The organism is Streptomyces sp. NPDC006134 (assembly GCF_040628835.1).
Lineage (GTDB): Bacteria > Actinomycetota > Actinomycetes > Streptomycetales > Streptomycetaceae > Streptomyces.
The window spans coordinates 93,928-116,113 of sequence record NZ_JBEXTV010000017.1; the positions used below are offsets into that span (position 1 = coordinate 93,928).

At 72.6% G+C, this 22,186-nt stretch carries 19 protein-coding genes and 1 pseudogene; 10 read left to right on the top strand and 10 right to left on the bottom strand.

The window, feature by feature from the left end; genetic code table 11:
• The first annotated feature begins 1 nt into the window (after nucleotide 1).
• Nucleotides 2–250, top strand: a complete 249-nt coding sequence (locus ABZ340_RS13940) for a WhiB family transcriptional regulator (protein ID WP_358781987.1) — start codon at nucleotides 2–4, stop codon at nucleotides 248–250.
• Between the two features lie 53 nt (nucleotides 251–303).
• On the opposite strand, the gene ABZ340_RS13945 is transcribed toward ABZ340_RS13940, so the two are convergent.
• The 5 genes and pseudogenes from ABZ340_RS13945 to ABZ340_RS13965 all read right to left on the bottom strand — a co-directional run bounded on the left by ABZ340_RS13945 (nucleotide 304) and on the right by ABZ340_RS13965 (nucleotide 6,185).
• A complete protein-coding gene (locus tag ABZ340_RS13945) occupies nucleotides 304–1,278 on the bottom strand; it encodes an acyl-ACP desaturase (RefSeq protein WP_358781988.1) in 975 nt (324 codons plus the stop codon).
• Between the two features lie 262 nt (nucleotides 1,279–1,540).
• The gene (ddaH, locus tag ABZ340_RS13950; protein ID WP_358781989.1) at nucleotides 1,541–2,317 is read right to left on the bottom strand and encodes a dimethylargininase; all 777 of its coding nucleotides are present in this window, start codon (nucleotides 2,315–2,317) and stop codon (nucleotides 1,541–1,543) included.
• Nucleotides 2,318–2,475: 158 nt separating this feature from the next.
• Nucleotides 2,476–3,771, bottom strand: a pseudogene (locus tag ABZ340_RS13955) (excinuclease ABC subunit UvrA); the annotation flags it as partial.
• A 10-nt stretch (nucleotides 3,772–3,781) separates the two neighbouring features.
• Nucleotides 3,782–5,407, bottom strand: coding sequence for an ABC-F family ATP-binding cassette domain-containing protein (locus tag ABZ340_RS13960; RefSeq protein ID WP_358781990.1), 1,626 nt, complete (start codon nucleotides 5,405–5,407; stop codon nucleotides 3,782–3,784).
• 361 nt (nucleotides 5,408–5,768) lie between these two features.
• Nucleotides 5,769–6,185, bottom strand: a complete 417-nt coding sequence (locus ABZ340_RS13965; protein ID WP_358781991.1) for an SsgA family sporulation/cell division regulator — start codon at nucleotides 6,183–6,185, stop codon at nucleotides 5,769–5,771.
• Nucleotides 6,186–6,427: 242 nt separating this feature from the next.
• Here ABZ340_RS13965 and ABZ340_RS13970 point away from each other — a divergent pair, with 242 nt between their 5' ends.
• A complete protein-coding gene (locus ABZ340_RS13970) occupies nucleotides 6,428–6,748 on the top strand; it encodes a plasmid stabilization protein (protein WP_358781992.1) in 321 nt (106 codons plus the stop codon).
• Between the two features lie 10 nt (nucleotides 6,749–6,758).
• On the opposite strand, the gene ABZ340_RS13975 is transcribed toward ABZ340_RS13970, so the two are convergent.
• Nucleotides 6,759–7,055 carry a YciI family protein gene (locus ABZ340_RS13975; protein ID WP_358782028.1) on the bottom strand — a complete coding sequence of 99 codons (297 nt, stop codon included), beginning with the start codon at nucleotides 7,053–7,055 and terminating at the stop codon, nucleotides 6,759–6,761.
• Nucleotides 7,056–7,115: 60 nt separating this feature from the next.
• Here ABZ340_RS13975 and ABZ340_RS13980 point away from each other — a divergent pair, with 60 nt between their 5' ends.
• Nucleotides 7,116–7,829, top strand: a complete 714-nt coding sequence (locus tag ABZ340_RS13980; RefSeq protein WP_358781993.1) for an endonuclease V — start codon at nucleotides 7,116–7,118, stop codon at nucleotides 7,827–7,829.
• Nucleotides 7,830–7,871: 42 nt separating this feature from the next.
• Here the strand turns inward: ABZ340_RS13980 and ABZ340_RS13985 are convergent, their stop codons facing one another.
• Nucleotides 7,872–8,066, bottom strand: a complete 195-nt coding sequence (locus ABZ340_RS13985; RefSeq protein ID WP_358781994.1) for a hypothetical protein — start codon at nucleotides 8,064–8,066, stop codon at nucleotides 7,872–7,874.
• Between the two features lie 190 nt (nucleotides 8,067–8,256).
• Between ABZ340_RS13985 and ABZ340_RS13990 the strand changes: the two genes are divergently transcribed.
• Entirely contained in the window at nucleotides 8,257–8,412 is a 156-nt protein-coding gene (locus tag ABZ340_RS13990) for a hypothetical protein (protein WP_358781995.1), read from the top strand.
• Nucleotides 8,413–8,521: 109 nt separating this feature from the next.
• On the opposite strand, the gene ABZ340_RS13995 is transcribed toward ABZ340_RS13990, so the two are convergent.
• Nucleotides 8,522–9,712, bottom strand: coding sequence for a saccharopine dehydrogenase NADP-binding domain-containing protein (locus ABZ340_RS13995; RefSeq protein ID WP_358782029.1), 1,191 nt, complete (start codon nucleotides 9,710–9,712; stop codon nucleotides 8,522–8,524).
• A 303-nt stretch (nucleotides 9,713–10,015) separates the two neighbouring features.
• Here ABZ340_RS13995 and ABZ340_RS14000 point away from each other — a divergent pair, with 303 nt between their 5' ends.
• From ABZ340_RS14000 to ABZ340_RS14010, 3 genes are read left to right on the top strand one after another with little or no spacing between them, the layout of a single operon-like run.
• Nucleotides 10,016–11,161: a CaiB/BaiF CoA-transferase family protein gene (locus ABZ340_RS14000; protein WP_358781996.1), complete on the top strand. Its 1,146-nt coding sequence runs from the start codon at nucleotides 10,016–10,018 to the stop codon at nucleotides 11,159–11,161.
• Nucleotides 11,162–11,213: 52 nt separating this feature from the next.
• Complete coding sequence (locus tag ABZ340_RS14005; RefSeq protein WP_358781997.1) at nucleotides 11,214–12,428, top strand: acetyl-CoA C-acetyltransferase; 1,215 nt, start codon at nucleotides 11,214–11,216, stop codon at nucleotides 12,426–12,428.
• A gap of 34 nt (nucleotides 12,429–12,462) precedes the next feature.
• Nucleotides 12,463–14,643, top strand: coding sequence for a 3-hydroxyacyl-CoA dehydrogenase NAD-binding domain-containing protein (locus ABZ340_RS14010; protein ID WP_358781998.1), 2,181 nt, complete (start codon nucleotides 12,463–12,465; stop codon nucleotides 14,641–14,643).
• On the opposite strand, the gene ABZ340_RS14015 is transcribed toward ABZ340_RS14010, so the two are convergent.
• Nucleotides 14,627–15,364 (bottom strand): MerR family transcriptional regulator, encoded by a 738-nt coding sequence (locus ABZ340_RS14015; protein ID WP_358781999.1) that lies wholly within the window; start codon nucleotides 15,362–15,364, stop codon nucleotides 14,627–14,629. The two genes, ABZ340_RS14010 and ABZ340_RS14015, sit on opposite strands and share 17 nt — an antisense overlap.
• Before the next feature lie 267 nt (nucleotides 15,365–15,631).
• On the opposite strand from ABZ340_RS14015, the gene ABZ340_RS14020 reads away from it, so the two are divergent.
• Nucleotides 15,632–17,098, top strand: coding sequence for an amino acid permease (locus ABZ340_RS14020; RefSeq protein WP_358782000.1), 1,467 nt, complete (start codon nucleotides 15,632–15,634; stop codon nucleotides 17,096–17,098).
• An 86-nt stretch (nucleotides 17,099–17,184) separates the two neighbouring features.
• Here the strand turns inward: ABZ340_RS14020 and ABZ340_RS14025 are convergent, their stop codons facing one another.
• Nucleotides 17,185–18,708 carry a M1 family metallopeptidase gene (locus ABZ340_RS14025; protein WP_358782001.1) on the bottom strand — a complete coding sequence of 508 codons (1,524 nt, stop codon included), beginning with the start codon at nucleotides 18,706–18,708 and terminating at the stop codon, nucleotides 17,185–17,187.
• Nucleotides 18,709–18,908: 200 nt separating this feature from the next.
• On the opposite strand from ABZ340_RS14025, the gene ABZ340_RS14030 reads away from it, so the two are divergent.
• Both ABZ340_RS14030 and ABZ340_RS14035 read left to right on the top strand, forming a co-directional pair.
• On the top strand, nucleotides 18,909–20,867 hold the full coding sequence (locus tag ABZ340_RS14030; RefSeq protein ID WP_358782002.1) for a Xaa-Pro dipeptidyl-peptidase: 1,959 nt from the start codon (nucleotides 18,909–18,911) through the stop codon (nucleotides 20,865–20,867).
• A complete protein-coding gene (locus ABZ340_RS14035) occupies nucleotides 20,864–22,147 on the top strand; it encodes a M14 family metallocarboxypeptidase (RefSeq protein ID WP_358782003.1) in 1,284 nt (427 codons plus the stop codon). Before ABZ340_RS14030 ends, ABZ340_RS14035 begins: the two co-directional genes overlap by 4 nt.
• The last annotated feature ends 39 nt before the right edge of the window (nucleotides 22,148–22,186 follow it).

Consider the following 22,186-nt stretch of genomic DNA (forward strand, 5'->3'; position numbering starts at 1 on the left):
CATGTCTGTGGAAACGATCATGTCGCCGTCCGAGCTCGACTGGCAGGAGGAGGCGCTGTGCGCGCAGACCGGGGGAGACTTCTTCTTCCCCGAGCCGGGCAGCTCCGTCCGGGAGGCGAAGCGGATCTGCGCGCTGTGCCCGATCCGGCCCGCCTGCCTGGACTACGCACTGGCCAACGACGAGCGTTTCGGCGTCTGGGGCGGTCTCTCCGAGAAGGAACGGCTGATGCTGCGGCGGGCGGGAGACTGACACCGCCTCCCGCCCGTGGCGGCCGGCGTGCCGCCGGTGCGGCACGGGTGCCGTCAGCCGCCCGCGCGGGCCGCCATCCGGGCCTTGCGCGCCGCCAGCTTCTCGTCGAACTTGGCGGCCTCCGCGTCCAGTCCACCCATGAACAGCCCCAGTTCCTCCTGGGCCTTGAGGCCCTCCGGGCCGAGGCCGTCGATCTCCAGGACCTTCAGGTGGCGCAGCACCGGCTGGAGCACGTCGTCGTGGTGGATGCGCAGGTTGTAGACCTCGCCGATCGCCATCTGCGCGGCGGCCCGCTCGAAACCGGGGATGCCGTGGCCGGGCATGCGGAAGTTGACGACCACGTCGCGCACCGCCTGCATCGTCAGGTCGGGCGCCAGCTCGAACGCCGCCTTGAGCAGGTTCCGGTAGAAGACCATGTGGAGGTTCTCGTCGGTCGCGATGCGGGCCAGCATGCGGTCGCAGACCGGGTCGCCGGACTGGTGGCCGGTGTTGCGGTGCGAGATGCGGGTGGCCAGCTCCTGGAAGGCGACATAGGCGACCGAGTGCAGCATCGAGTGCCGGTTGTCCGACTCGAAGCCCTCGCTCATGTGGGCCATGCGGAACTGCTCCAGCTTGTCCGGGTCCACGGCGCGCGAGGTGAGCAGGTAGTCCCGCATCACGATGCCGTGCCGGCCCTCCTCCGCCGTCCAGCGGTGCACCCAGGTGCCCCAGGCGCCGTCGCGGCCGAACAGGGAGGCGATCTCGTGGTGGTAGCTGGGGAGGTTGTCCTCCGTCAGGAGGTTGACGACCAGGGCGATCCGGCCGATCTCGGTGACCTTGGACTGCTCCTTGTCCCAGGCCTCGCCGTCCTCGAAGAGGCCGGGGAAGTTGCGGCCGTCGCTCCACGGCACGTACTCGTGCGGCATCCAGTCCTTGGCGACCTTCAGGTGCCGGTTCAGCTCCTTCTCGACCACTTCCTCCAGTGCGTACAACAGCCGGGCGTCGGTCCAAACGGCGGGGCTGCCGAGGTGCGGGGAAGTGATCGTCACGGGTACTCCAGGGGGACGTACGGCAAAGCGGAAAGCGGCCGGCGAGCGGTGCCGGAACCTACGGAATCGTAGGCTACGAAAGCGTAGGCTACGAGTCCGTAGGTTACGAGGCCGTAGGTTAAAGTCGCCGTAAAGGTGCCTGATCAGCCCGGTGGGCCCGTATCCGTCGGGTGCGGGCGCCTGTCTCCCCGTCTGTCCCCGGCGCAGCGAAAGGCCCCGGAACTCGCAGGTCCCGGGGCCGCACGGGTGGCGTTTTCACCCGTCAGGAGTACAGCTCCCGCAGCCGCACCGAGAGGCACGTCACACAGCCCTCGAGTTTCTCGAACTCGCCGATGTCGACCACGACCGGCTGGTGGCCGAGGTCGGCGAGCAGCTCCGCCGTGCGCGGCGCGCTCGCCGCCATCAGCAGCTTGCTCCCGCCCAGCGGCACCACATGCGCCCCGGACTCCTCCGGCACCGGCAGGAAACGGCCGAACAGCGACGGGGTGTCCATCTTCGGGATGTGCCCGATCACCGTCCCGTCGGGCAGCGCCGTCACCGCCGACTTCAGGTGCAGCACCTTGCTCACCGGCACGGCGACGACCCGCGCGCCCAGCGGCTCGAACGCGGCCCGCACCTGCTGCACCCCGGCCGCGTTGGTGCGTCCGCCGCGGCCGACGTAGATCGTGTCGCCGACCTTCAGCACGTCGCCGCCGTCCAGGGTGCCCGGTTCCCATATCCAGTTGACCGAGCAGCCCAGCCGGGCCACGGTCTCCTCCACGCCCATGGTCTCCGCCCGCCGGGACTCGGCGCCGGGCCGGGTGATCAGCGCGACGTTCTTGTACATGACCACCGTGTCCTCGACGAACACCGAGTCGGGGCAGTCGTCGGCGGGGTCGACCTCGATCGTCTCCCAGCCGTGGGTGCGCAGGGCCTGGACGTACGCCTCCCACTGCTCGACGGCGAGATCGACGTCGACCTTCTCCCGCGCGACGTGGGTCACCAGCCCCTCGGCGAGGCGCGGGCTGGGGCGGCGGACGAGGGCCTTCTTGCTGGGCACTGGGGTCTCCGTATCGGCGGTGTCTTTCCGGCACCATGATGCGACGCCGGTCCGTCATCATGCAGGGCGGGTCCCCGCGGGCGAAAACTCCGCCGCCGCCGTCAGACGGTGGCCCTCCTGAGGTGCTCCGCCGTGAAGGAGCCGCGGGCCGCGAGGAGTTGCCGCGGGGTCCCCTCGAAGACCACCCGTCCGCCGTCGCGGCCCCCGCCCGGCCCCAGGTCGACGACCCAGTCGGCGTACGCGACGACGTCCAGGCTGTGTTCGACGACCACCACCGTGTTCCCCTTGTCGCGCAGCCGCAGCAGCAGGTCGCCCAGGCGGCCGACGTCGCGCGGGTGCAGCCCGGCACTGGGCTCGTCGAAGACGTACGTCATCCCGGTCAGGCTGGAGCCGAGGTGCCGCACGGTCTTCAGCCGCTGCCCCTCGCCGCCGGAGAGCGTGGCCGTCTCCCGGTCGAGGCCGAGGTAGCCGAGCCCGATCGCCTCGATGCGCTCCAGCGCGGCGACGGCGGCACCGGCGACCGGCCCGGCCACCGGGTCGTCGATCTCCTTCAGCACCGCGATCAGATCGGTGACCTGCATGCGGGTGCAGTCGGCGATGGACAGGCCGCGAATCCGGGTCGCGAGCGCGGCGGCGTTCAGCCGGGCCCCGCGGCACTCCGGGCAGACGTCCTCGGTCAGGAAGCGCTCCACCAGGTCACGGGTCTTCCGGCTGAGCGCGGACAGGTCCCGCTTCAGGTACAGCCGCTCGAAACGGTCGGCCAGCCCCTCGTAACCGATGTCCCGTGCGCCGCCGGTGTTGTCGACGGTCACGGTGGCCCCGCGCCCGCGCATCAGGAACTCCCGCTCGGCGGCGGTGAACTCACCCACCGGTTTGTGCACGTCCACCCCGGTGGTGTTGGTGTACGTCTGCCCCTGCCAGGTGCCGACGGCGAACGGCGGGAAGAGGATCGCGCCGCCCGCCAGCGACCTGGCCGGGCCGATGATCCGGTCCCAGTCGGGCCGCACCTTCCGGCCCAGCCCGTCGCAGCCGGGGCACATGCCCGACGGGTCGTTGAACGAGTACGCCGTCGCCGGCCCGGCGCTCGGGGTGCCGTGCCGGGAGAACAGCACCCTGAGCACCGAGTAGACGTCCGTCATCGTGCCGACCGTGGACCGCGAGTGGCCGCCGACCGGCCGCTGGTCGACGACGATCACGGGGGAGAGGTCCTCCAGCGCGTCCGCGTGCGGCCGTTCGTACGTGGGCAGCCGGTTGCGCACGAACCAGGTGAACGTCTCGTTCAGCTGGCGCTGTGACTCGACCGCGATCGTGTCGGACACGACCGTCGACTTCCCCGACCCCGAAACGCCGGTGAACACGGTCAGCCGGCCTTTCGGGATGCGGAGGGTGACGTCCTTGAGATTGTTCTCGCGGGCTCCGATGACGGTGATGAACTCGTTCGCGACCTCGCTCATACCGGGGACGCTAGGCGGGATACCCGACAGTTTCCGGCGTGATTTCCTTCAGTTCTCCCTCCTCCAGCATCAGCCAGCGCGTGATGCCGACCGACTCCAGGAACGGCAGGTCGTGGCTGGCCACGATCAGCGCCCCCTCGTACGACTCCAGGGCCGTGGTGAGCTGCCGGACGCTCGCCATGTCCAGGTTGTTCGTCGGCTCGTCCAGCATCAGCAGCTGCGGCGCGGGCTCGGCCAGCATCAGCGCGGCCAGCGTCGCCCGGAACCGCTCGCCGCCGGAGAGCGTCGCCGCCTTCTGGTCGGCGCGGGCGCCCCGGAACAGGAAGCGCGCGAGCCGCGCCCGGATCCGGTTGTTGGTGGCGCCCGGCGCGAACCGGGCCACGTTCTCGGCGACGCTCAGCTCGCCGTCGAGGACGTCCAGGCGCTGCGGCAGGAACCGCAGCGGCACGTGCGCCGTCGCCTCGCCCGCCACCGGCGCCAGCTCCCCGGCGATCGTACGCAGCAGCGTGGTCTTGCCCGCGCCGTTGCGCCCGATCAGCGCGATCCGTTCGGGACCGTGCAGATCCAGGCCCCCGGCGACCCGCGCCCCGTACCGCAGCTCCAGCTCGCGCAGGGTGAGCACGGACCGGCCCGGCGGGACGGCCGTGTACGGCAGGTCGACGCGGATCTCGTCGTCGTCCCGTACGGCCTCCGCCGCCTCGTCGAGGCGTTCCTTCGCCTCGGCGAGCTTCTCCTCGTGCATGATGCGGTGTTTGCCCGCGGACTCCTGTGCCGCGCGCTTGCGCGCCCCCATGACGATCTTGGGTTCGCGTTTGCTGTCCCACATCTTCTGCCCGTACCGCTTGCGGCGGGCCAGTTTGACCTGGGCGTCGGCCAGTTCCCGCTTCTGCTTGCGCAGATCGGACTCGGCGACGCGCACCATGCGCTCCGCCGCCTCCTGCTCGACGGCCAGGGCCTCCTCGTAGGCGCTGAAGTTGCCGCCGTACCAGGCGATCTCGCCGGAGCGCAGGTCGGCGATCTGGTCGACCAGGTCCAGCAGTTCCCGGTCGTGACTGACCACGACCAGCACGCCGGGCCAGGACTCCACGGCCGCGTACAGCCGCCTGCGCGCGTACAGGTCGAGGTTGTTGGTCGGCTCGTCGAGCAGCAGCACGTCCGGGCGGGCGAGCAGCAGTGCCGCCAGCCGGAGCAGCACGGACTCGCCGCCGGACACCTCGCCGATGGTGCGGTCCAGGTCGACGTGGCCGAGGCCGAGTTCGCCGAGCGTGGCCAGGGCGCGCTCCTCCACGTCCCAGTCGTCGCCGACGGTCTCGAAGTGCTCCTCGGCCACGTCACCGGCCTCGATGGCGTGCAGCGCCGCCCGCTGTGCGGCGATGCCGAGCGCCTCGTCGACCCGCAGGGCGGTGTCGAGGGTGACGTTCTGCGGGAGGTAGCCGACCTCGCCGGCGACCCGGACGGTGCCGTCGGACGGGGCGAGTTCCCCGGCGATCAGCTTCAACAGGGTCGACTTTCCCGACCCGTTGACGCCGACGAGCCCGGTCCGGCCGGGACCGAAGGAGACGTCGAGGCCCTCGAAGACGGGAGTGCCGTCGGGCCAGGTGAAGGAGAGGGACGTACAGCTGATGGACAAAGGCATACGGGCCTCCGCGGTTGCGTGATGCGGTCAGGGCAAACGCGTGTGAGACACCGGGAGGCGGCGACCGTCGCGGGAGAACCGCGGGGAGGGACGAGGGAGCCGGGCGGTCCCGAGGGCCCGGAGGGGGCCGGACAGCCTTGGGCAGAAGAAAAGCCCTGTTCGTCGGGGACGGCTCGAACGCCGAGGTCGCACGCGGCGCACACACCTCACAGGGGTGTGACGCGGTGTCTCAGGACCTCAGACGAGCAACGTCCTTCTCCAATCGACGGCAACAGGACCGCTGTACAGCGTAGGAGGGGCCGGAACGGCTGTCAACGCCTTTTCGCCGCCGCCCGCCGCACCGGCCGCCCGCGCCGTGGGGTCAGCGGCTGCCCCGCATCAGCTCCGCCAGGTCGTGGTCCAGGTCGAGCTGGAGGTGCTCCAGGCCCGCGGGCACCAGCTCGTCCGTGGCGGCGAGGAAGCGGCGCAGCTCCCCGGAGCGGACGTGCACCACGGCGGTGCCCTCGGGGGCGTGGAACTCCAGGACCGTGCGGTCGTACCCGTACGGCCGCACCCGCACGTCGCCGTGCCCCTCGGGCTGTTCCATCCCCGCGGCGAGGAGTTCGCGGGAGAAGGTCCAGCAGACGTCCACGCCCTCCAGGGTGGCCGGGGCAGGGAAGGTCATGCGGACGGCGAAGGGATCGCGCCGGTCGTAGGACAGCGTGGCGGGAATGCTCGGCATCCGCGGCGCGGCGGCGACGAGACGGGCCTCTACGGGCTGCTCGATGACGGTGGACAACGCCTGCTCCCTCGTGTCGGCTGGACGGACTGACGGGCGGATGGTGCCGGGCACGGGGAAAGACGATGGAATGAGCCGTTCCGTGCGCACGCCGACCGAGTGACCTCTGTCACCGTCGCCATGCACCGGAGTGACGCGGTTCTTCACCGTGCGCCGCACGCCCGGCGGCATGCCGAGCGCTATGCCGTGTTCGTCCGTAACGTGGGTATCCGTTCGCTGAACGTGAGAGGAAGTGAGCGGACATGCCACGCGGTTCGAGCCCCAAACGGGAGCGGCAGTACGAACACATCAAGGACAGCGCCCGGGAGCGCGGCGCGAGCACCGGACGGGCCGAGGAGATGGCCGCCCGCACGGTGAACAAGGAGCGCGCCCGGTCCGGCGAGACCAAGAGCTCCGGCCGCGGTGCGGGCAAGGACACGTCGTCCGGCGGCGGCCGGCGGTCGGGGCAGGGCTCCCAGGAGGCCACCTACGACCAGCTGTACCAGGAGGCCAGGCGCCGCGACCTCCCCGGCCGTTCGCACATGAACAAGAGCGAACTGCGGCGCGCCCTGGGCGGCGGGTGAGCCGCAGGGCTCACCCGGGCGTCTCCCGGTGGCGCTCCAGCTCCGGCGCCGTCATGGTCGCCGCGAACTCGACGACGCGGTACCGGCACACACCGGCGGTGACGAACGGATCGCCCGCGACGGTCTCCTCGATCCGCGCGCGGTCCGGTGCCACCGCGATGATCACTCCGCCGTCGCGGGGGTTCTTCCGGCCGGACGCCAGGAAGAGCCCCTTGCGGTACTGCTCGTCGAGCCACGCCACGTGCGCCTCCAGCACGGCGTCGACGGCGTCGAGCGGGGCGGTGTAGGTCAGCTCCAGGACGAACATGATCATGAGCTTACCCCCGGTGGTCCGCGGGCGCCGGGGGCCCGTACGCTCGACCCCACCATGACGACCGACCCCAGCACGACGACCGTGGGCGTTCCCGAGGGCTGGCCCGTGACGGAGGAGCAGGCCCGCGCCGTCCAGGAGGAACTGCGCGGGCGGGTGGTGCTCGACGAGCCGGGGCCGCCGCCCGGGACCGGCCATGTCACCGGAGTGGACGTGGCCTACGACGACGAGCGGGACCTGGTCGCCGCCGCGGCCGTCGTCCTGGACGCCGCGACCCTCGCCGTCGTCGCCGAGGCCACCGCCGTCGGACGCGTCGCCTTCCCCTACGTCCCCGGCCTGCTCGCCTTCCGCGAGATCCCGGCCGTCCTCGCCGCCCTGGACGCCCTGCCCCGCCCTCCCGGACTCGTCGTCTGCGACGGCTACGGCCTCGCCCACCCGCGCCGCTTCGGCCTCGCCAGCCACCTCGGCGTACTCACCGGACTGCCCACGATCGGCGTGGCCAAGAACCCGTTCACCTTCACGTACGCCGAGCCGGACGCGCCGCGCGGCAGCACCTCCCCGCTGCTCGCGGGCACCGAGGAGGTCGGCCGCGCCCTGCGCACGCGGGACGCCGTCAAGCCGGTCTTCGTCTCCGTCGGCCACCGCGTCGGCCTGGGCGACGCCTGTGCGCACACGCTCGCGCTGACCCCCGCCCACCGCCTGCCGGAGACCACGCGCCGGGCGGACGCCCTGTGCCGTACGGCGCTGCGCGCGGCCTCCCGGCCGGCCTGACCGCCGCGCCCGCCGCATCCGCCGGGCCGGGGGCGGCCCGGCTCACCCGGACGGTTCTTCGATCCGCCAGCTGCCCACCTCCCGGTAGGCCGAGTCGTAGACGGCCGAGCCGTCGCCGGGCCGGAGTGCGTAGTGGCGGAGGTTGCCGCCCCAGTACCGCAGGATCCGGCCGAGCTCATCCGCCGGGTCCTCGGCCAACGCGCCGTCGTCCATGGTGACTTCGAGGAGGAATCTCATGCCTTCAAGTGTTTCATTGAACTCCTTCTTGGCAGTTTCGCGTGAGCGGGGCCGACAGCAGGTGGGAGTGAGGCGGGAAAGTCTCAAATCCAGGGGAGGGCGGGCTGCCGTACGCGCGGGCCGGCTGAGTACGCCCTCTGAGTAGCCGTACGGATGCGGGGCCGCCGCCCGGACCGGCAGGCTCGGCCGTATGACGACGCACCGCGCACCGAAGTCCGTGGCCCGCCCCGGCCGCCCCGGCCGCCCCGCCGAGCGCGCCGTGACGGCCGGGCTGGCCCTCGCCGTGGCGGCGGGGCTGGCCTGGGCCGGAGGGATGCTCTACACCGTCGTGGAGTGGTGGTCGTAGGCCGCGGCGGGCCTGTGGGATATGGCAGGGCGGGCCCGCGGGACGTGGCAGGGCGGGCCCGCGGGACGTGGTGGGCGGGCCCGCGGGACGTGGTGGGCGGGGCCGCCGGTCAGCGGACCGCGGCCAGCCGGAAGCCGATGCCCGCCGCCCGCAGCCGTCCGATCAGCGCGTCCCCCATCGCCACGGCCGGGGTGACCTGTCCCGCCGTCGGCGGCAGGTCGTCGAGGGCCAGGGACAGGGCCGCCTCGGCGAACATCTTCGCCGTCTCGTCGTACCCGGGGTCGCCGCCCGTGACCTCCGTGAACACGCGCCGCCCGCCGCCCTCGCCGACGAAGCGGACCGTGAACCAGCTCCGCGCCCGCCGCTGCGGCCCGGGCCCGTCGCCGGGCCGGACCAGGCCGGACAGCCGGCGTCGCGCGGCCGGCACCTGGGCCGCCGCCACCAGCGCGCCGAGGGCCGCGGCCCCGCCCACCGCGACGGGGAGGTGCCGTACGGCCGCGTAGTGGCGGTAGCGGAAGTCGGGGCCGTAGCGGGCCAGCGCCCGCGCGGAGCGCCGTACGATCTGCGGGTCGACGGTCGGCAGCGGCAGCGCCCACGCGCCGACCTCCCCGGCGAACCGCGGCGCCCCCGTCGGCGTCGCCACCCGGCGCCCCACCAGCCGCGGCTCGTGCCGCCGGCGGTCCCGCGCGGCGGCCCGCATCTGCCGCAGACGCGCGAACTGCCCCAGCGCGGAGGCGAACGTGCCGCCCGAGAAGGAGGCGTGCGCGGTCACGAACCCGTCCACGGTCAGCGGCACGCCCTCGGGCAGCTGCCGGACCGTGAAGTACACGCCCAGGTCGTGCGGGACCGAGTCGAAGCCGCACGCGTGCACCAGCCGCGCGCCGGTCTCCCGCGCGCGTGCGTCGTGGCGGACGTACACCAGGTCGACGAATTCGGGCTCGCCCGTGAGGTCGAGACAGTCCGTGCCGCTGTCGGCGCAGGCGGCGACGAGCTCCTCTCCGTACGTCACGTAGGGGCCCACCGTCGTGGCCACCACGCGCGCGTGGCGGGCGAGTTCCCGCAGCGAGGCCGGGTCCGAGGCGTCCGCCCGCAGGACGCCGGGCTCCGCGCCGTCCGGCCACCGGGCGGACAGCCGTTCCCGCAGCCGCCGGAGCCCGTCCTCGCTGCGTCCGGCGATCGCCCAGCGCAGCCCCCGGGGCGCGTGGGCGGCGAGGTACTCGGCGGTGAGTCCGCCGACGAAGCCGGTCGCGCCGAAGAGCACGATGTCGTACGGACGGTCCGCCTTGTTCATCCCGTTCAGCCCGTTCGGCCCGTTCATCCCGTTCGGCCCGTTCGGTCCGTTCGTCCCGCTCGGCCCGTTCGGCCCGTTCGGCTCGTTCGGTACGTTCAGCCCGTTCATGACACTCCCTGGCCTCTCTGTCACCGCCGGTCCGCACCACGCGCCGTTGTCGGTGGCCGAGGCTAGCGTGGGGAGTGCCGGGTCCCGACGGCGAGCCGGAGGATCATGGGCTAAGCGCTTGCTTGCCCAGACCCTTGTGCCGGTGGGAACACGTTCTTAGCATCGCTGGTGTTACATCATGTGTGTCACAGAGCTGGGGGCTCGATGGCAGAGGCGAAGACGCCGGGGGACGGCCCGCTCACGGGCGTGCGCGTGGTCGAGCTGGCCGGCATCGGGCCCGGCCCCTTCGCCGCCATGCTCCTCGCCGACCTGGGCGCCGACGTGGTCCGCGTCGACCGCCCCGGCGGCCCCGGCCTGGCGATCGACCCCGCCCACGACGTCACCCACCGCAACAAGCGCTCGGTGATCGTCGACCTGAAGTCCCCGGACGGCCCCGCCCGTGTCCTCGACCTGGCCGCCCGCGCCGACATCCTCGTCGAGGGCTACCGGCCCGGCGTCGCCGAGCGCCTCGGCGTCGGCCCCGAGCCGTGCCACGCCCGCAACCCCCGCCTGGTCTACGGCCGCATGACCGGCTGGGGCCAGCAGGGCCCGCTCGCCTCCCGCGCGGGGCACGACATCGCGTACATCGCGCTCACCGGCACCCTCGGCATGATCGGCGAGCCGGACCGCCCGCCCGCCGTCCCCGCCAACCTCCTCGGCGACTACGCGGGCGGCTCCCTCTACCTCGTCGTCGGCGTCCTCGCCGCCCTGCACCACGCGCGCGCGACCGGCACCGGACAGGTCGTCGACGCCGCCATCGTCGACGGCACCGCCCACCTCTCCGCGATGATCCACGGCATGCTCGCCGCCGGCGGCTGGCAGGACCGCCGCGGCGCCAACCTCCTCGACGGCGGCTGCCCGTTCTACGGCACCTACGAGACGGCCGACGGCCGGTACATGGCGGTCGGCGCGCTGGAGCAGCGGTTCTACGAGGAGTTCATGCGCCTCCTCGGCATCCCGGACCGGGCACCGGCCCGCGACGACCCGGCCCGCTGGGGCGAGCTGCGCGAGGCGATCGCCGCCCGCTTCAAGACCCGTACCAGGGACGAGTGGACGGCCGTCTTCGAAGACTCCGACGCGTGCGTGGCCCCCGTCCTGTCGCTGCGCGAGGCCCCGCACCACCCCCACCTCGCCGCCCGCTCCACCTTCACCGGCCACGGCGGCCTCACCCAGCCCGCCCCCGCCCCCCGCTTCTCCGCGACCCCCACCGCCGTCCGCACGGGGCCGGCCCTGCCGGGCGCCGACACCGAGGCCGTCGCCCGCGACTGGGACGTGCCCCGGCTCCTGACCGCCCGGCCGCCGGACCCGTGAGCGCCGGCCCCGCCCCGACCCCGCCCCGAAACCCTCAGCGAAAGGCCCTCCAGTGACCACCGAAGCGTACGTCTACGACGCGATCCGCACCCCGCGCGGACGCGGCAAGGCGACCGGCGCCCTGCACGGCACCAAGCCCGTCGACCTGGTCGTCGGCCTCATCCACGAGATCCGCGCCCGCTTCCCGGGCCTGGACCCGGCCGCCGTCGACGACATCGTGCTCGGCGTGGTCGGCCCGGTCGGCGACCAGGGCTCCGACATCGCCCGCATCGCCGCGATCGCCGCCGGGCTGCCGGACACGGTGGCCGGCGTCCAGGAGAACCGCTTCTGTGCCTCGGGTCTGGAGGCCGTCAACCTGGCCGCCGCCAAGGTGCGCTCCGGCTGGGAGGACCTCGTCCTCGCGGGCGGCGTCGAGTCGATGTCGCGGGTGCCGATGGCCTCCGACGGCGGCGCCTGGTTCAACGACCCGATGACCAACCTCGCCACCAACTTCGTGCCGCAGGGCATCGGCGCCGACCTGATCGCGACCATCGAGGGCTTCTCCCGCCGCGACGTCGACGAGTACGCGGCGCTGTCCCAGGAGCGGGCGGCCACCGCCTGGAAGGAGGGCCGCTTCGAGCGGTCCGTCGTGCCGGTGAGGGACCGCAACGGCCTGGTCGTCCTCGACCGCGACGAGCACCTGCGCCCCGGCACCACCGCCGACTCCCTCGCCTCCCTCAAGCCGTCCTTCGCCGACATCGGCGAACTGGGCGGCTTCGACGCGGTGGCGCTCCAGAAGTACCACTGGGTGGAGAAGATCGACCACGTCCACCACGCGGGCAACTCCTCCGGCATCGTGGACGGCGCCGCCCTGGTCGCCATCGGCTCCAAGGAGACCGGCGAGCGCTATGGCCTCACCCCTCGCGCGCGGATCGTCTCCGCCGCCGTCTCCGGCTCCGAGCCCACCATCATGCTCACCGGCCCCGCCCCCGCCACCCGCAAGGCGCTCGCCAAGGCCGGGCTGACCATCGACGACATCGACCTGGTCGAGATCAACGAGGCGTTCGCCGCGGTCGTCCTGCGCTTCGTGCGGGACATGGGCCTGTCCCTGGACAAGGTCAACGTCAACGGCGGCGCGATCGCCCTCGGCCACCCCCTCGGCGCCACCGGCGCGATGATCCTCGGCACGCTCGTGGACGAACTGGAACGCCAGGACAAGCGGTACGGCCTGGCCACCCTGTGCGTCGGCGGCGGCATGGGCATCGCCACCGTCGTCGAGCGCGTCTGACCCCCTCCCGACGGATCACCTGGAGCACACCCGCATGAGCACCGAGTCCACCACCATCCGCTGGGAGCAGGACGACACCGGCGTCGTCACCCTCGTCCTCGACGACCCGAACCAGTCCGCCAACACCATGAACCAGGCGTTCCGGGAGTCCCTCGCCGCGGTCACCGACCGCCTGGAGGCCGAGAAGGACGCCATCCGGGGCGTGATCGTCACCTCCGCCAAGAAGACCTTCTTCGCCGGCGGCGACCTGCGCGACCTGATCCGGGCCACCCCCGAGACCGCGCGGGAGCTGTTCGACGGCGGCCTGGCGATCAAGCGGAACCTGCGCCGCATCGAGACCCTCGGCAAGCCGGTCGTCGCCGCGATCAACGGCGCCGCGCTCGGCGGCGGCTACGAGATCGCCCTGGCCTGCCACCACCGCGTCGCCCTGGACGCGCCCGGCTCGAAGATCGGCTGCCCCGAGGTCACCCTCGGCCTGCTCCCCGGAGGCGGCGGCGTCGTCCGCACCGTCCGCCTGCTCGGCATCACCGACGCCCTGCTGAAGGTCCTCCTCCAGGGGCAGCAGTACACCCCGCGCCGCGCCCTGGACAACGGCCTGGTCGACGAGGTGGCCGACAGCCCCGAGGACCTGCTGGCCCGGGCCCGCGCTTTCATCGACGCCCACCCCGAGTCCGCCCAGCCCTGGGACCGGCCCGGCTACCGCATCCCGGGCGGCACGCCGAGCAACCCGAAGTTCGCGGCCAACCTGCCCGCCTTCCCGGCCAACCTGCGCAAGCAGACGAACGGCGCCCCCTACCCGGCCCCGCGCAACATCCTCGCCGCCGCCGTCGAGGGCGCCCAGGTCGACTTCGAGACCGCGCAGGTCGTCGAGGCCCGCTACTTCGTCGAGCTGGCCACCGGACAGACGTCGAAGAACATGATCCAGGCGTTCTTCTTCGACCTCCAGGCCGTCAACTCCGGCGCCGGCCGCCCGCGCGGCATCGAACCCCGACGGGTCCGCAGGGCCGCCGTCCTCGGCGCCGGGATGATGGGCGCGGGCATCGCCTACGCGTGCGCCCGCGCGGGCATCGACGTCGTCCTGAAGGACGTCTCCCTGGAGGCCGCCGTCAAGGGCAAGGGCTACTCCGAGAAGCTGTGCGAGAAGGCCGTCGCCAAGGGCCGTACGACGCGGGAGAAGGCCGACGCGCTGCTCGCCCGCATCACGCCCACCGCCGAGGTGCAGGACCTCGCGGGCTGCGACGCGGTCATCGAGGCCGTCTTCGAGGACACCGCCCTGAAGCACAAGGTGTTCCAGGAGGTCCAGAACGTCGTCGCCCCCGACGCGCTGCTGTGCTCCAACACCTCCACCCTGCCCATCACCACGCTCGCCGAGGGCGTGGAGCGCCAGGCCGACTTCATCGGGCTGCACTTCTTCTCGCCCGTCGACAAGATGCCGCTCGTCGAGATCGTCAAGGGCGAGCGGACGGGGGACGAGGCCCTGGCCCGCGCCTTCGACCTCGTGCGGCAGATCGGCAAGACGCCGATCGTCGTCAACGACTCGCGCGGCTTCTTCACCTCCCGCGTCATCGGCCGCTTCATCGACGAGGGCGTGGCGATGGTCGGCGAGGGCATCGAGCCCGCGTCGGTGGAGCAGGCCGCAGCCCAGGCGGGCTACCCGGCCAAGGTGCTCTCCCTGATGGACGAGCTGACCCTCACCCTGCCCCGCAGGATCCGCCAGGAGACCAGGCGGGCCGTCGAGGAGGCGGGCGGCACCTGGACCCCGCACCCCGCCGAGGCCGTCGTCGACCGCATGGTCGACGAGTTCGGCCGCACCGGCCGCAGCGGCGGCGCCGGCTTCTACGACTACGGGGACGACGGCAGGCGCACCGGCCTGTGGCCGGGCCTGCGGGAGCACTTCACCAGGCCGGGGTACGAGATCCCGTTCCGGGACATGCAGGAGCGCATGCTGTTCTCCGAGGCCCTGGACACCGTCCGGCTGCTGGAGGAAGGCGTGCTGACCTCCGTCGCCGACGCCAACATCGGCTCGATCCTCGGCATCGGCTTCCCCGGCTGGACCGGGGGAGTGCTCCAGTACATCAACGGCTACGAAGGGGGCCTTCCCGGCTTCGTCGCCCGCGCGCGGGAGCTGGCCGAGCGCTACGGCGAGCGGTTCACGCCGCCCGCGCTGCTGGTGGAGAAGGCGGAGAAGGGGGAGATCTTCACGGACGGCCGCTGAGGCCCTCCGCGCCGCCCCGGCCCTCGGCGTCACCGCCGAGCCACTCCCGCAGCTCCTCCCGGAGCGACCGCTGGAAGGTGGTCAGCAGGGCCTGCACGACCAGCGGCTGCATGTGGGCGGACAGGGACTTCACGTCCCGCGTGCCGCGTTCGGCGACCGCCTCCCGCAGCAGCCGCGACAGGTCCCGCGCGGCGGCGCGGGAGTGCTCCAGCAGAGCCGTGCGCGCGGCGAGGACCGTCTCGGGGGACAGGGGTACGTCGAGCAGCTCGACGCCGAGCCGGAGCAGCCCGGTGTCGACGCGGTAGGCGTCCCCGTCCCGCTCGACGACGTCCATCGCCGCCAGCCGCTCCACCTCCTCGCCGGTCAGCGGCCGGCCCGCCCGCCGCTCCAGCTCCTCCAGGGTCACCGTCTCCACGGTGTCCGGCGCCCAGGACGCGACGACCGCGCGGTGCAGGGCGAGGTCCCGGGCGGACAGGCCGGGCGGCAGCCGCCGCAGATGGCGTTCGATCGCGGCGAGCGTCATGCCCTGGCGCTGGAACTCCTCGATCAGCGCCAGCCGGGCCAGGTGCTCCCCGCCGTACCGTCCCACCCGGCGCGGACCGAGCACCGGGGGCGGCAGCAGGCCCTTGGTGCCGTAGAAACGGATCGTGCGCACCGTGACGCCGGCCCGCGCGGCGAGCTCGTCGATCGTGAGGGCCGGTTCCTCGGTGTCGGTCGTCATGCGCAGCAGTATCGCTGTCTCACCCGTACTGTGAAACCTCGCACGTCACCTGTGTGACCGGACCGTGAAGACGGGGCGGCCGTGATGAAGACGCGCGATGGATCATGTGAGAAGTAACGCTCTGTGACTCGCGTCACCGCATGTAACCGTGGCGATGTGGGAAAGTGCTGCCTTGGTCTGTGCCCCGTTCAAGGGTGGTGCGGGCCAGGACACGTACGGACGTCCCGGGCGCGACCCGCCCGGGCGCACCAGAGAGTGGTACCACCCGTGAGCAAGGACGCCGTTGACACGGCACAGGTTGCCGCCCATCCTCAGGCGACCCAGACGCCCGCGGACGCGGGCGACGCCGGTTACAGCAAGGACCTCAAGGCCCGCCACGTCAACATGATCGCCATCGGCGGGGCCATCGGCACCGGCCTCTTCCTGGGCGCCGGTGGCCGCCTGCACAACGCCGGCCCGGCGCTCGCGCTGGCCTACCTCGTCTGCGGCGTCTTCGCGTTCTTCGTCGTACGCGCGCTCGGCGAGCTGGTCCTGTACCGGCCCTCGTCCGGGTCCTTCGTGTCGTACGCGCGCGAGTTCCTCGGCGAGAAGGGCGCGTACGTCGCCGGCTGGATGTACTTCCTGAACTGGTCGACGACCGGCATCGCCGACATCACCGCGATCGCGCTGTACACGCACTACTGGAGCCTGTTCACGCCCATCCCGCAATGGGTGCTGGCGCTGATCGCGCTCGCCGTGGTCCTCGCCGTGAACCTGATCTCGGTGAAGATCTTCGGCGAGATGGAGTTCTGGTTCGCGATCGTCAAGGTCGCCACCCTGGTCGGCTTCATGCTGATCGGCATCTTCCTGCTGGCCACCCAGCACGAGGTGGGCGGCGAGAAGCCCGGCCTGCACATGATCACGGACCACGGCGGCGTCTTCCCGCACGGCCTGATGCCCGTCGTCCTCGTCATGCAGGGCGTGATCTTCGCGTACGCCGCGCTGGAGCTGGTCGGCGTCGCCGCCGGCGAGACCGCCGAGCCGGAGAAGGTCGTCCCGCGCGCGGTGAACTCGATCATGTGGCGGGTCGGCCTGTTCTACGTCGGCTCGGTCGTCCTGCTGGCGCTGCTGCTGCCCGGCTCGGTCTACTCGGCCGACGAGAGCCCGTTCGTCACCGTCCTGTCCAAGATCGGCGTCCCGGCCGCCGGCGACGTGATGAACCTGGTCGTCCTCACCGCCGCCATGTCCTCGCTGAACTCCGGCCTGTACTCCACCGGCCGCATTCTGCGCTCCATGGCGATGGCGGGCTCCGCCCCCAAGTTCACCCGCGTGATGAGCCGCAGCCAGGTCCCCTACGGCGGCATCCTGCTGACCTGCGGCATCTGCGTGCTCGGCGTCGGCCTGAACTACCTGATGCCGAGCAAGGCCTTCGAGATCGTGCTGAACGTCGCCTCCCTGGGCATCATCAGCACCTGGGTGATCATCATGATCTGCCACGTGATCTTCGTCCGCCGCGCCAAGGCCGGCCTGGTGACCCGCCCGCACTTCCGGCTGTGGGGCAGCCCGGTCACGGAGATCGCCACGATCGCGTTCCTGCTGGCCTGCCTCGGCATGATGTGGAACGACCCGGAGGTCGGCCGCAAGACCCTCCTGCTCATCCCGGTGATCGCGGTCATGCTGGTCGCCGGCTGGTTCGGAGTCCGCCGCCGCGTCGGCCGGAACGCCGACGAGGAGCTCGCCGAGCTGAGGAAGTAGCAGCCGGGGAAACAACGCACGAGCACCGAGCCCAGGCCCGGGCGGCCGGCTTCGCCGCGCCGCCCGGGCCTTGCCGTACCGTCCGCTCAGTGCCCGTGCGCCCGCCGGTGCTCCCGCCCGTGCTCGTGCACGCCGTTCGTCGCGGCGATCTTCTTCCACGACCTCGGCCGCACCGGCGCGTCCGGGGCGGTCGCGACGGAGGCCGCGCGCGCGGCGGGCGCGGCCGGCTTCGACGGCTGGAACAGCCAGGTGCCGAAGAGCGCGGCCAGCGGCTTGCCGGACACCTCCTCGGCGTACCGGCGGAAGTCGGCGACCGACGCGTTGCCGTGGGCGTACCTCGCCGGCCAGCCCTTGAGGATCGCGAAGAACGCCTCGTCGCCGATCTCGTTGCGCAGCGCCTGCAGGGCCAGGGCGCCCCGGTCGTAGACGGCGATGTCGAACTGGTGCTCGGGCCCCGGGTCCCCGGGCTTCACCGTCCAGAACGGGTCGTCGGCCGGGTGCGAGGCGTAGACGTAGTCGGCGAGCTCCTGCGCCGTGCCCTCGCCCTCGTGCTCGGACCACAGCCACTGCGCGTACCGCGCGAAGCCCTCGTTGATCCAGATGTCCTTCCAGCCGCGCACCGACACCAGGTCGCCGTACCACTGGTGGGCCAGCTCGTGGACGACGACGGACACGTTCGAGCCGTTCGCGAACTGGCGCGGACTGTAGAACGGCCGGGTCTGCGTCTCCAGCGCGTACCCGGTGTCCGTGTTCGGCACGTACCCGCCGAGCGCGTTGTACGGGTAGGGCCCGAAGTACCCGGCCAGCCAGTCGGCGACCTCCCCGGTCCGCTCCAGGCTGGCCCGCGCCGCGCCGTCGTGGGCGCCCAGGTCCTTGCTGTACGCGTTGACGACCGGAATGCCGCTCTCGGTGGTGCCCGTGGTGAGGTCGAACCGGCCGAGGGCCAGCGTGGCGAGATAGGTGGCCTGCGGCTTGTCGGACCGCCAGTTCCACCGGGTCCAGCCCAGCCGGGACGTGGTCGACTGGAGCGTGCCGTTGGAGATGGCCTGGGTGCCGTCCGGGACCTGCACCGACACGTCGTAGGTGGCCTTGTCGAGCGGGTGGTCGTTGCTGGGGAACCACCACCAGGCCGCCTCGGGCTCGTTGGCCGCGACGCCGCCGTCCGGGGTGCGGTGCCAGCTGGTGAAGCCGTAGGCCTGCTTCTCCGACGGGACGCCGCTGTAGCGCACCACCACGGTGACGGGCGCGCCCTTGCGCAGCGGGCTCTTCGGCGTGATCGCGAGCTCGTGCTCGCCGGTGGACGCGAACGACGCCTTGGCGCCGTTCACCCGCACCTCGCTCACGTCGAGCAGGAAGTCCAGGTTGAACCGCGACAGGTCCTGGGTGGCCTTGGCCAGGATGGTCGCCGTGCCCTCCAGCCGGTCCGTGGCCGGCTGGTACGTCAGCCGCAGGTCGTAGTGGGAGACGTCGTATCCGCCGTTGCCGTAGGCCGGGTAATAGGGATCGCCGATGCCCGGTGCGCCGGGGGAGAAGCTCGCGGCCGATGCCGGGATCGCCAGCAACAGGGTGGACGCGGCCAGTGCTCCCGGCGCGATGATTCTGCGGTGCACGAGAACTCCAAGTCGTAGAGGCAGGACGTCTGTTCGACAGCCTATTGAGTCCCCGTCACCTCCCGTGTGTCCATGGCCACCGCTGTCACACGATCGCCATTCGGCCGTCATGAACCACTCGTCCCGCCGGTGGGCACCCACCCCGTCCGCCGTCCGGATGCCCTCTTCTGTACGGCAGTTGACCGATGTACCGTCCGCGCATGCCGACACGCATACGCCGCACGCCCCGGAGACCGCTCGCGGCGGCGGCCACCGCCGCCCTCCTGGCCGCGCTCGTCACGCCCGCCGCGGCACGGACCGCCGCCCCGCGCACGAGCGAACCCGTCTACTCGTACGGCGACGCCATCCGCGAGGCCGTATGGGTGGACACCGGGCTCGACGGGAACGGCGACGGAAAGACCGACCGCGTCGCCGTCGACATCGTCCGCCCCGCCGAACCCGCCCGGCGGGGCCGCGAGGTCCCCGTCATCATGGAGGCCAGCCCGTACTACTCCTGCTGCGGGCGCGGCAACGAGAGCCAGCGGAAGACCTACGACGCGGACGGCGACGTCGTGCGGATGCCGCTCTTCTACGACAACTACTTCGTGCCCCGCGGCTACGCCTTCGTCGGCGTCGATCTGGCCGGAACCAACCGCTCCGACGGCTGTGCCGACGTCGGCGGACGCTCCGACATCCAGTCCGCCAAGGCCGTCGTGGACTGGCTCAACGGACGCGCCACGGCCTACACCACCCGCACCGGCACCCAGCGCGCCCGGGCCGACTGGACCAACGGCCGCACCGGCATGATCGGCAAGAGCTGGGACGGCACCATCGCCAACGGTGTCGCCGCCACCGGCGTCGAGGGCCTGGAGACGATCGTCCCGATCGCCGCCATCTCCTCCTGGTACGACTACTACTTCGCCCAGGGCGCCCCGCTGTACGGCTCCGGCCCCGACTGGCTGTCGGAGTACGTCAGCAGCCCCGGCGCCCGCGCCACGTGCGACGCCGTGCAGCGCGAGCTCGTCGACGGAGCCCCGCGCACCGGCGACCGGACGCCGCTGTGGACCGAGCGCGACTACGTGCGGGCCGCGAGCAAGGTGAAGGCCAGCGTCTTCCTCGTCCACGGCATGCAGGACCTCAACGTCCGCATGCAGCACGTCGGCCCGTGGTGGGACGCGCTCGCGAAGAACGGCGTCGAGCGCAAGATCTGGCTCTCGCAGACCGGGCACGTCGACCCCTTCGACTTCCGCCGCGCCGAGTGGGTCGACACCCTGCACCGCTGGTTCGACCACGAACTGCTCGGCTACGACAACGGCATCGACCGCGAACCCATGGCCGACATCGAACGCGGGCCCGACCAGTGGGTCACCTCGGCTGTCTGGCCGCCCCACGGCACCCGTACCACCACCCTGCGCCCCGCCCGGGGCGCACAGCCGGGCGTCGGCACCCTCGGCCTGCGCAAGGGCCACGGCACCGAGACCTTCACCGACGACCGGGAGCTGAGCGAGACCGACTGGGCGGCCCGGATCGACACCCCGACACCGGACAAGGCCGGATTCACCACCGGCCCGCTCACCCGCGGCCTGCGCCTGTCCGGCTCCTCCACGGTCACCGTGACCGCGACGCCCACCACGCCGACGGCCCACCTGTCCGCCGTCCTCGTCGACCTCGGCCCCGCCACCATCCGCGACTACGCCGATGCGGGCGAGGGCATCACCACGCTCACCGACCGCACCTGCTGGGGCGCGAGCACACCGGGCGACAGCCCCTGCTACCAGGAGACGGCCGCCAGGACGGCCGACGTCGGCTACACGATCGTCAGCCGCGGCTGGGCCGACCTCGGCCACGACACCGGCACCGGCGAGGGCGCCCCGCTCACCCCGGGCAAGCCGTACACCGTCACCCTGGACCTCGCCGCCACCGACCACGTCGTCCCGGCCGGGCACCGCCTCGCGCTGATCGTGGCGGGCACCGACCGGGACCTCCTCGACCCCCCGGCCGACACGCCGGTCCTCACCCTCGACCTCGCCCGCACCTCGGCCCGCGTACCGTTCACCGGCGGCCCCGCCGCCTTCGCCCGCGCCACCGCCGGTTCCCCGTCCCACGCCCCGGGGGCCACGCCCCTCGACGGCGTGACCGCGCCGTCCACCGTCCACCGCGTCCCGGAGGGAGGCCAGTGAACCGCTTCCGCGTCCTGACCCTCACCACCGCGGCCCTCGCCGCGTCCCTCGTCACCGCACCGACCCAGGCGGCCGACACCGCCTCGTCCGCCCCGCCGCGCACCGGCTTCGAACAGTCGAACGGCGCCCGCTGGACCACGCAGCCCGAGGAACAGCGGCTCCTGGCCGCCGCCGACCGGGCGAGCCACCGGGTCTCGGTCGACCGCATCGGCACCACGAAGCAGGGCCGCCCGCTCCAGCTCGTCACCCTCGGCCGGAAGACCGCCCCGCACACGGTGCTCCTGGTGTGCAGCCAGCACGGCGACGAACCCGCCGGCCGCGAGGCCTGCTTGTCCACCGTCCGCGACCTGGCCTACGCGACCGACCGGCGGACCCGGCACTTCCTGGACCGCACGGCCGTGCTCGTCGTCCCCACCGCCAACCCCGACGGCCGGGCCGCCGACACCCGCGGCAACAGCGACGGCGTCGACGTCAACCGCGACCACCTCGCCCTGAGGACCGCCGAGGCCCGCGCCCTGGCCGCCGTCGTCCGCGACCGGCGCCCCGACGTGATCTACGACCTGCACGAGTACGGCGCCACACCCCCGTACTACGACAAGGACCTGTTCGACCTGTGGCCGCGCAACCTCAACACTCGGGACGCCGTCCACGACGAGGCACGGACCCTGTCCCGGGCGTACGTCCGCCCCGCGGCCCAGGACGCCGGCCACTCGACCGGCACCTACGGCATCTGGACCGACCCGGCCACCGGCGACCCGATCCGGCAGACCGCCGGTGACGGCCAGGAGCGCATCCTGCGGAACACCTCCGGTGTCAAGCACGCCGTCGGCCTGCTCATCGAGAGCCGCGTCGACGCGCTCACCGACGAGGAGAAGCAGGACGAGGCGCTGAACAACCGCCGTCGCGTGCACTCCCAACTCGCCTCCCTGGACGGCCTGTTCGCCTACGCCGACGAGCGGCGCGGACGCATCGGGGCGGCGACCGGCGCCGCCCGGCTCGCGGGCCTGAAGGACACCGGGCCGGTGTACCTCGGCGGCGCCGACAACGACCCGCCCGAGCCGTCGGAGGTGCTCCAGGACCCGCCCTGCGCCTACCGGCTCGACGCCGCCCAGTACGCGGAGTTCGGCGACGAACTCGCCCTGCACGGCGTCCACGCGCGCCGCGACGGCGACGGCGCCCTCGTCCCCCTGCGCCAGTCGCTGCGCGCCCTCGTCCCGCTGCTGCTCGACGAGCGCGCCGCCCACCACCTGACGGCGGGCGAGCCCGTGACCCGCTGCTGAGGGAACGACATCGGCGTCCCGGGGGATAGAAGCGCCTCC

Coding starts and splice junctions, on each gene's coding strand:
- ABZ340_RS13940 (WP_358781987.1), top strand. CDS start 2: ATGTCTGTGGAAACGATCATGTCGCCGTCCGAGCTCGACTGGCAGGAG.
- ABZ340_RS14000 (WP_358781996.1), top strand. CDS start 10,016: ATGGCAGAGGCGAAGACGCCGGGGGACGGCCCGCTCACGGGCGTGCGC.
- ABZ340_RS13980 (WP_358781993.1), top strand. CDS start 7,116: ATGACGACCGACCCCAGCACGACGACCGTGGGCGTTCCCGAGGGCTGG.
- ABZ340_RS13975 (WP_358782028.1), bottom strand. CDS start 7,055: ATGTTCGTCCTGGAGCTGACCTACACCGCCCCGCTCGACGCCGTCGAC.
- ABZ340_RS13960 (WP_358781990.1), bottom strand. CDS start 5,407: ATGCCTTTGTCCATCAGCTGTACGTCCCTCTCCTTCACCTGGCCCGAC.
- ABZ340_RS14010 (WP_358781998.1), top strand. CDS start 12,463: ATGAGCACCGAGTCCACCACCATCCGCTGGGAGCAGGACGACACCGGC.
- ABZ340_RS14015 (WP_358781999.1), bottom strand. CDS start 15,364: ATGACGACCGACACCGAGGAACCGGCCCTCACGATCGACGAGCTCGCC.
- ABZ340_RS13985 (WP_358781994.1), bottom strand. CDS start 8,066: ATGAGATTCCTCCTCGAAGTCACCATGGACGACGGCGCGTTGGCCGAG.
- ABZ340_RS13970 (WP_358781992.1), top strand. CDS start 6,428: ATGCCACGCGGTTCGAGCCCCAAACGGGAGCGGCAGTACGAACACATC.
- ABZ340_RS13990 (WP_358781995.1), top strand. CDS start 8,257: ATGACGACGCACCGCGCACCGAAGTCCGTGGCCCGCCCCGGCCGCCCC.
- ABZ340_RS14030 (WP_358782002.1), top strand. CDS start 18,909: ATGCCGACACGCATACGCCGCACGCCCCGGAGACCGCTCGCGGCGGCG.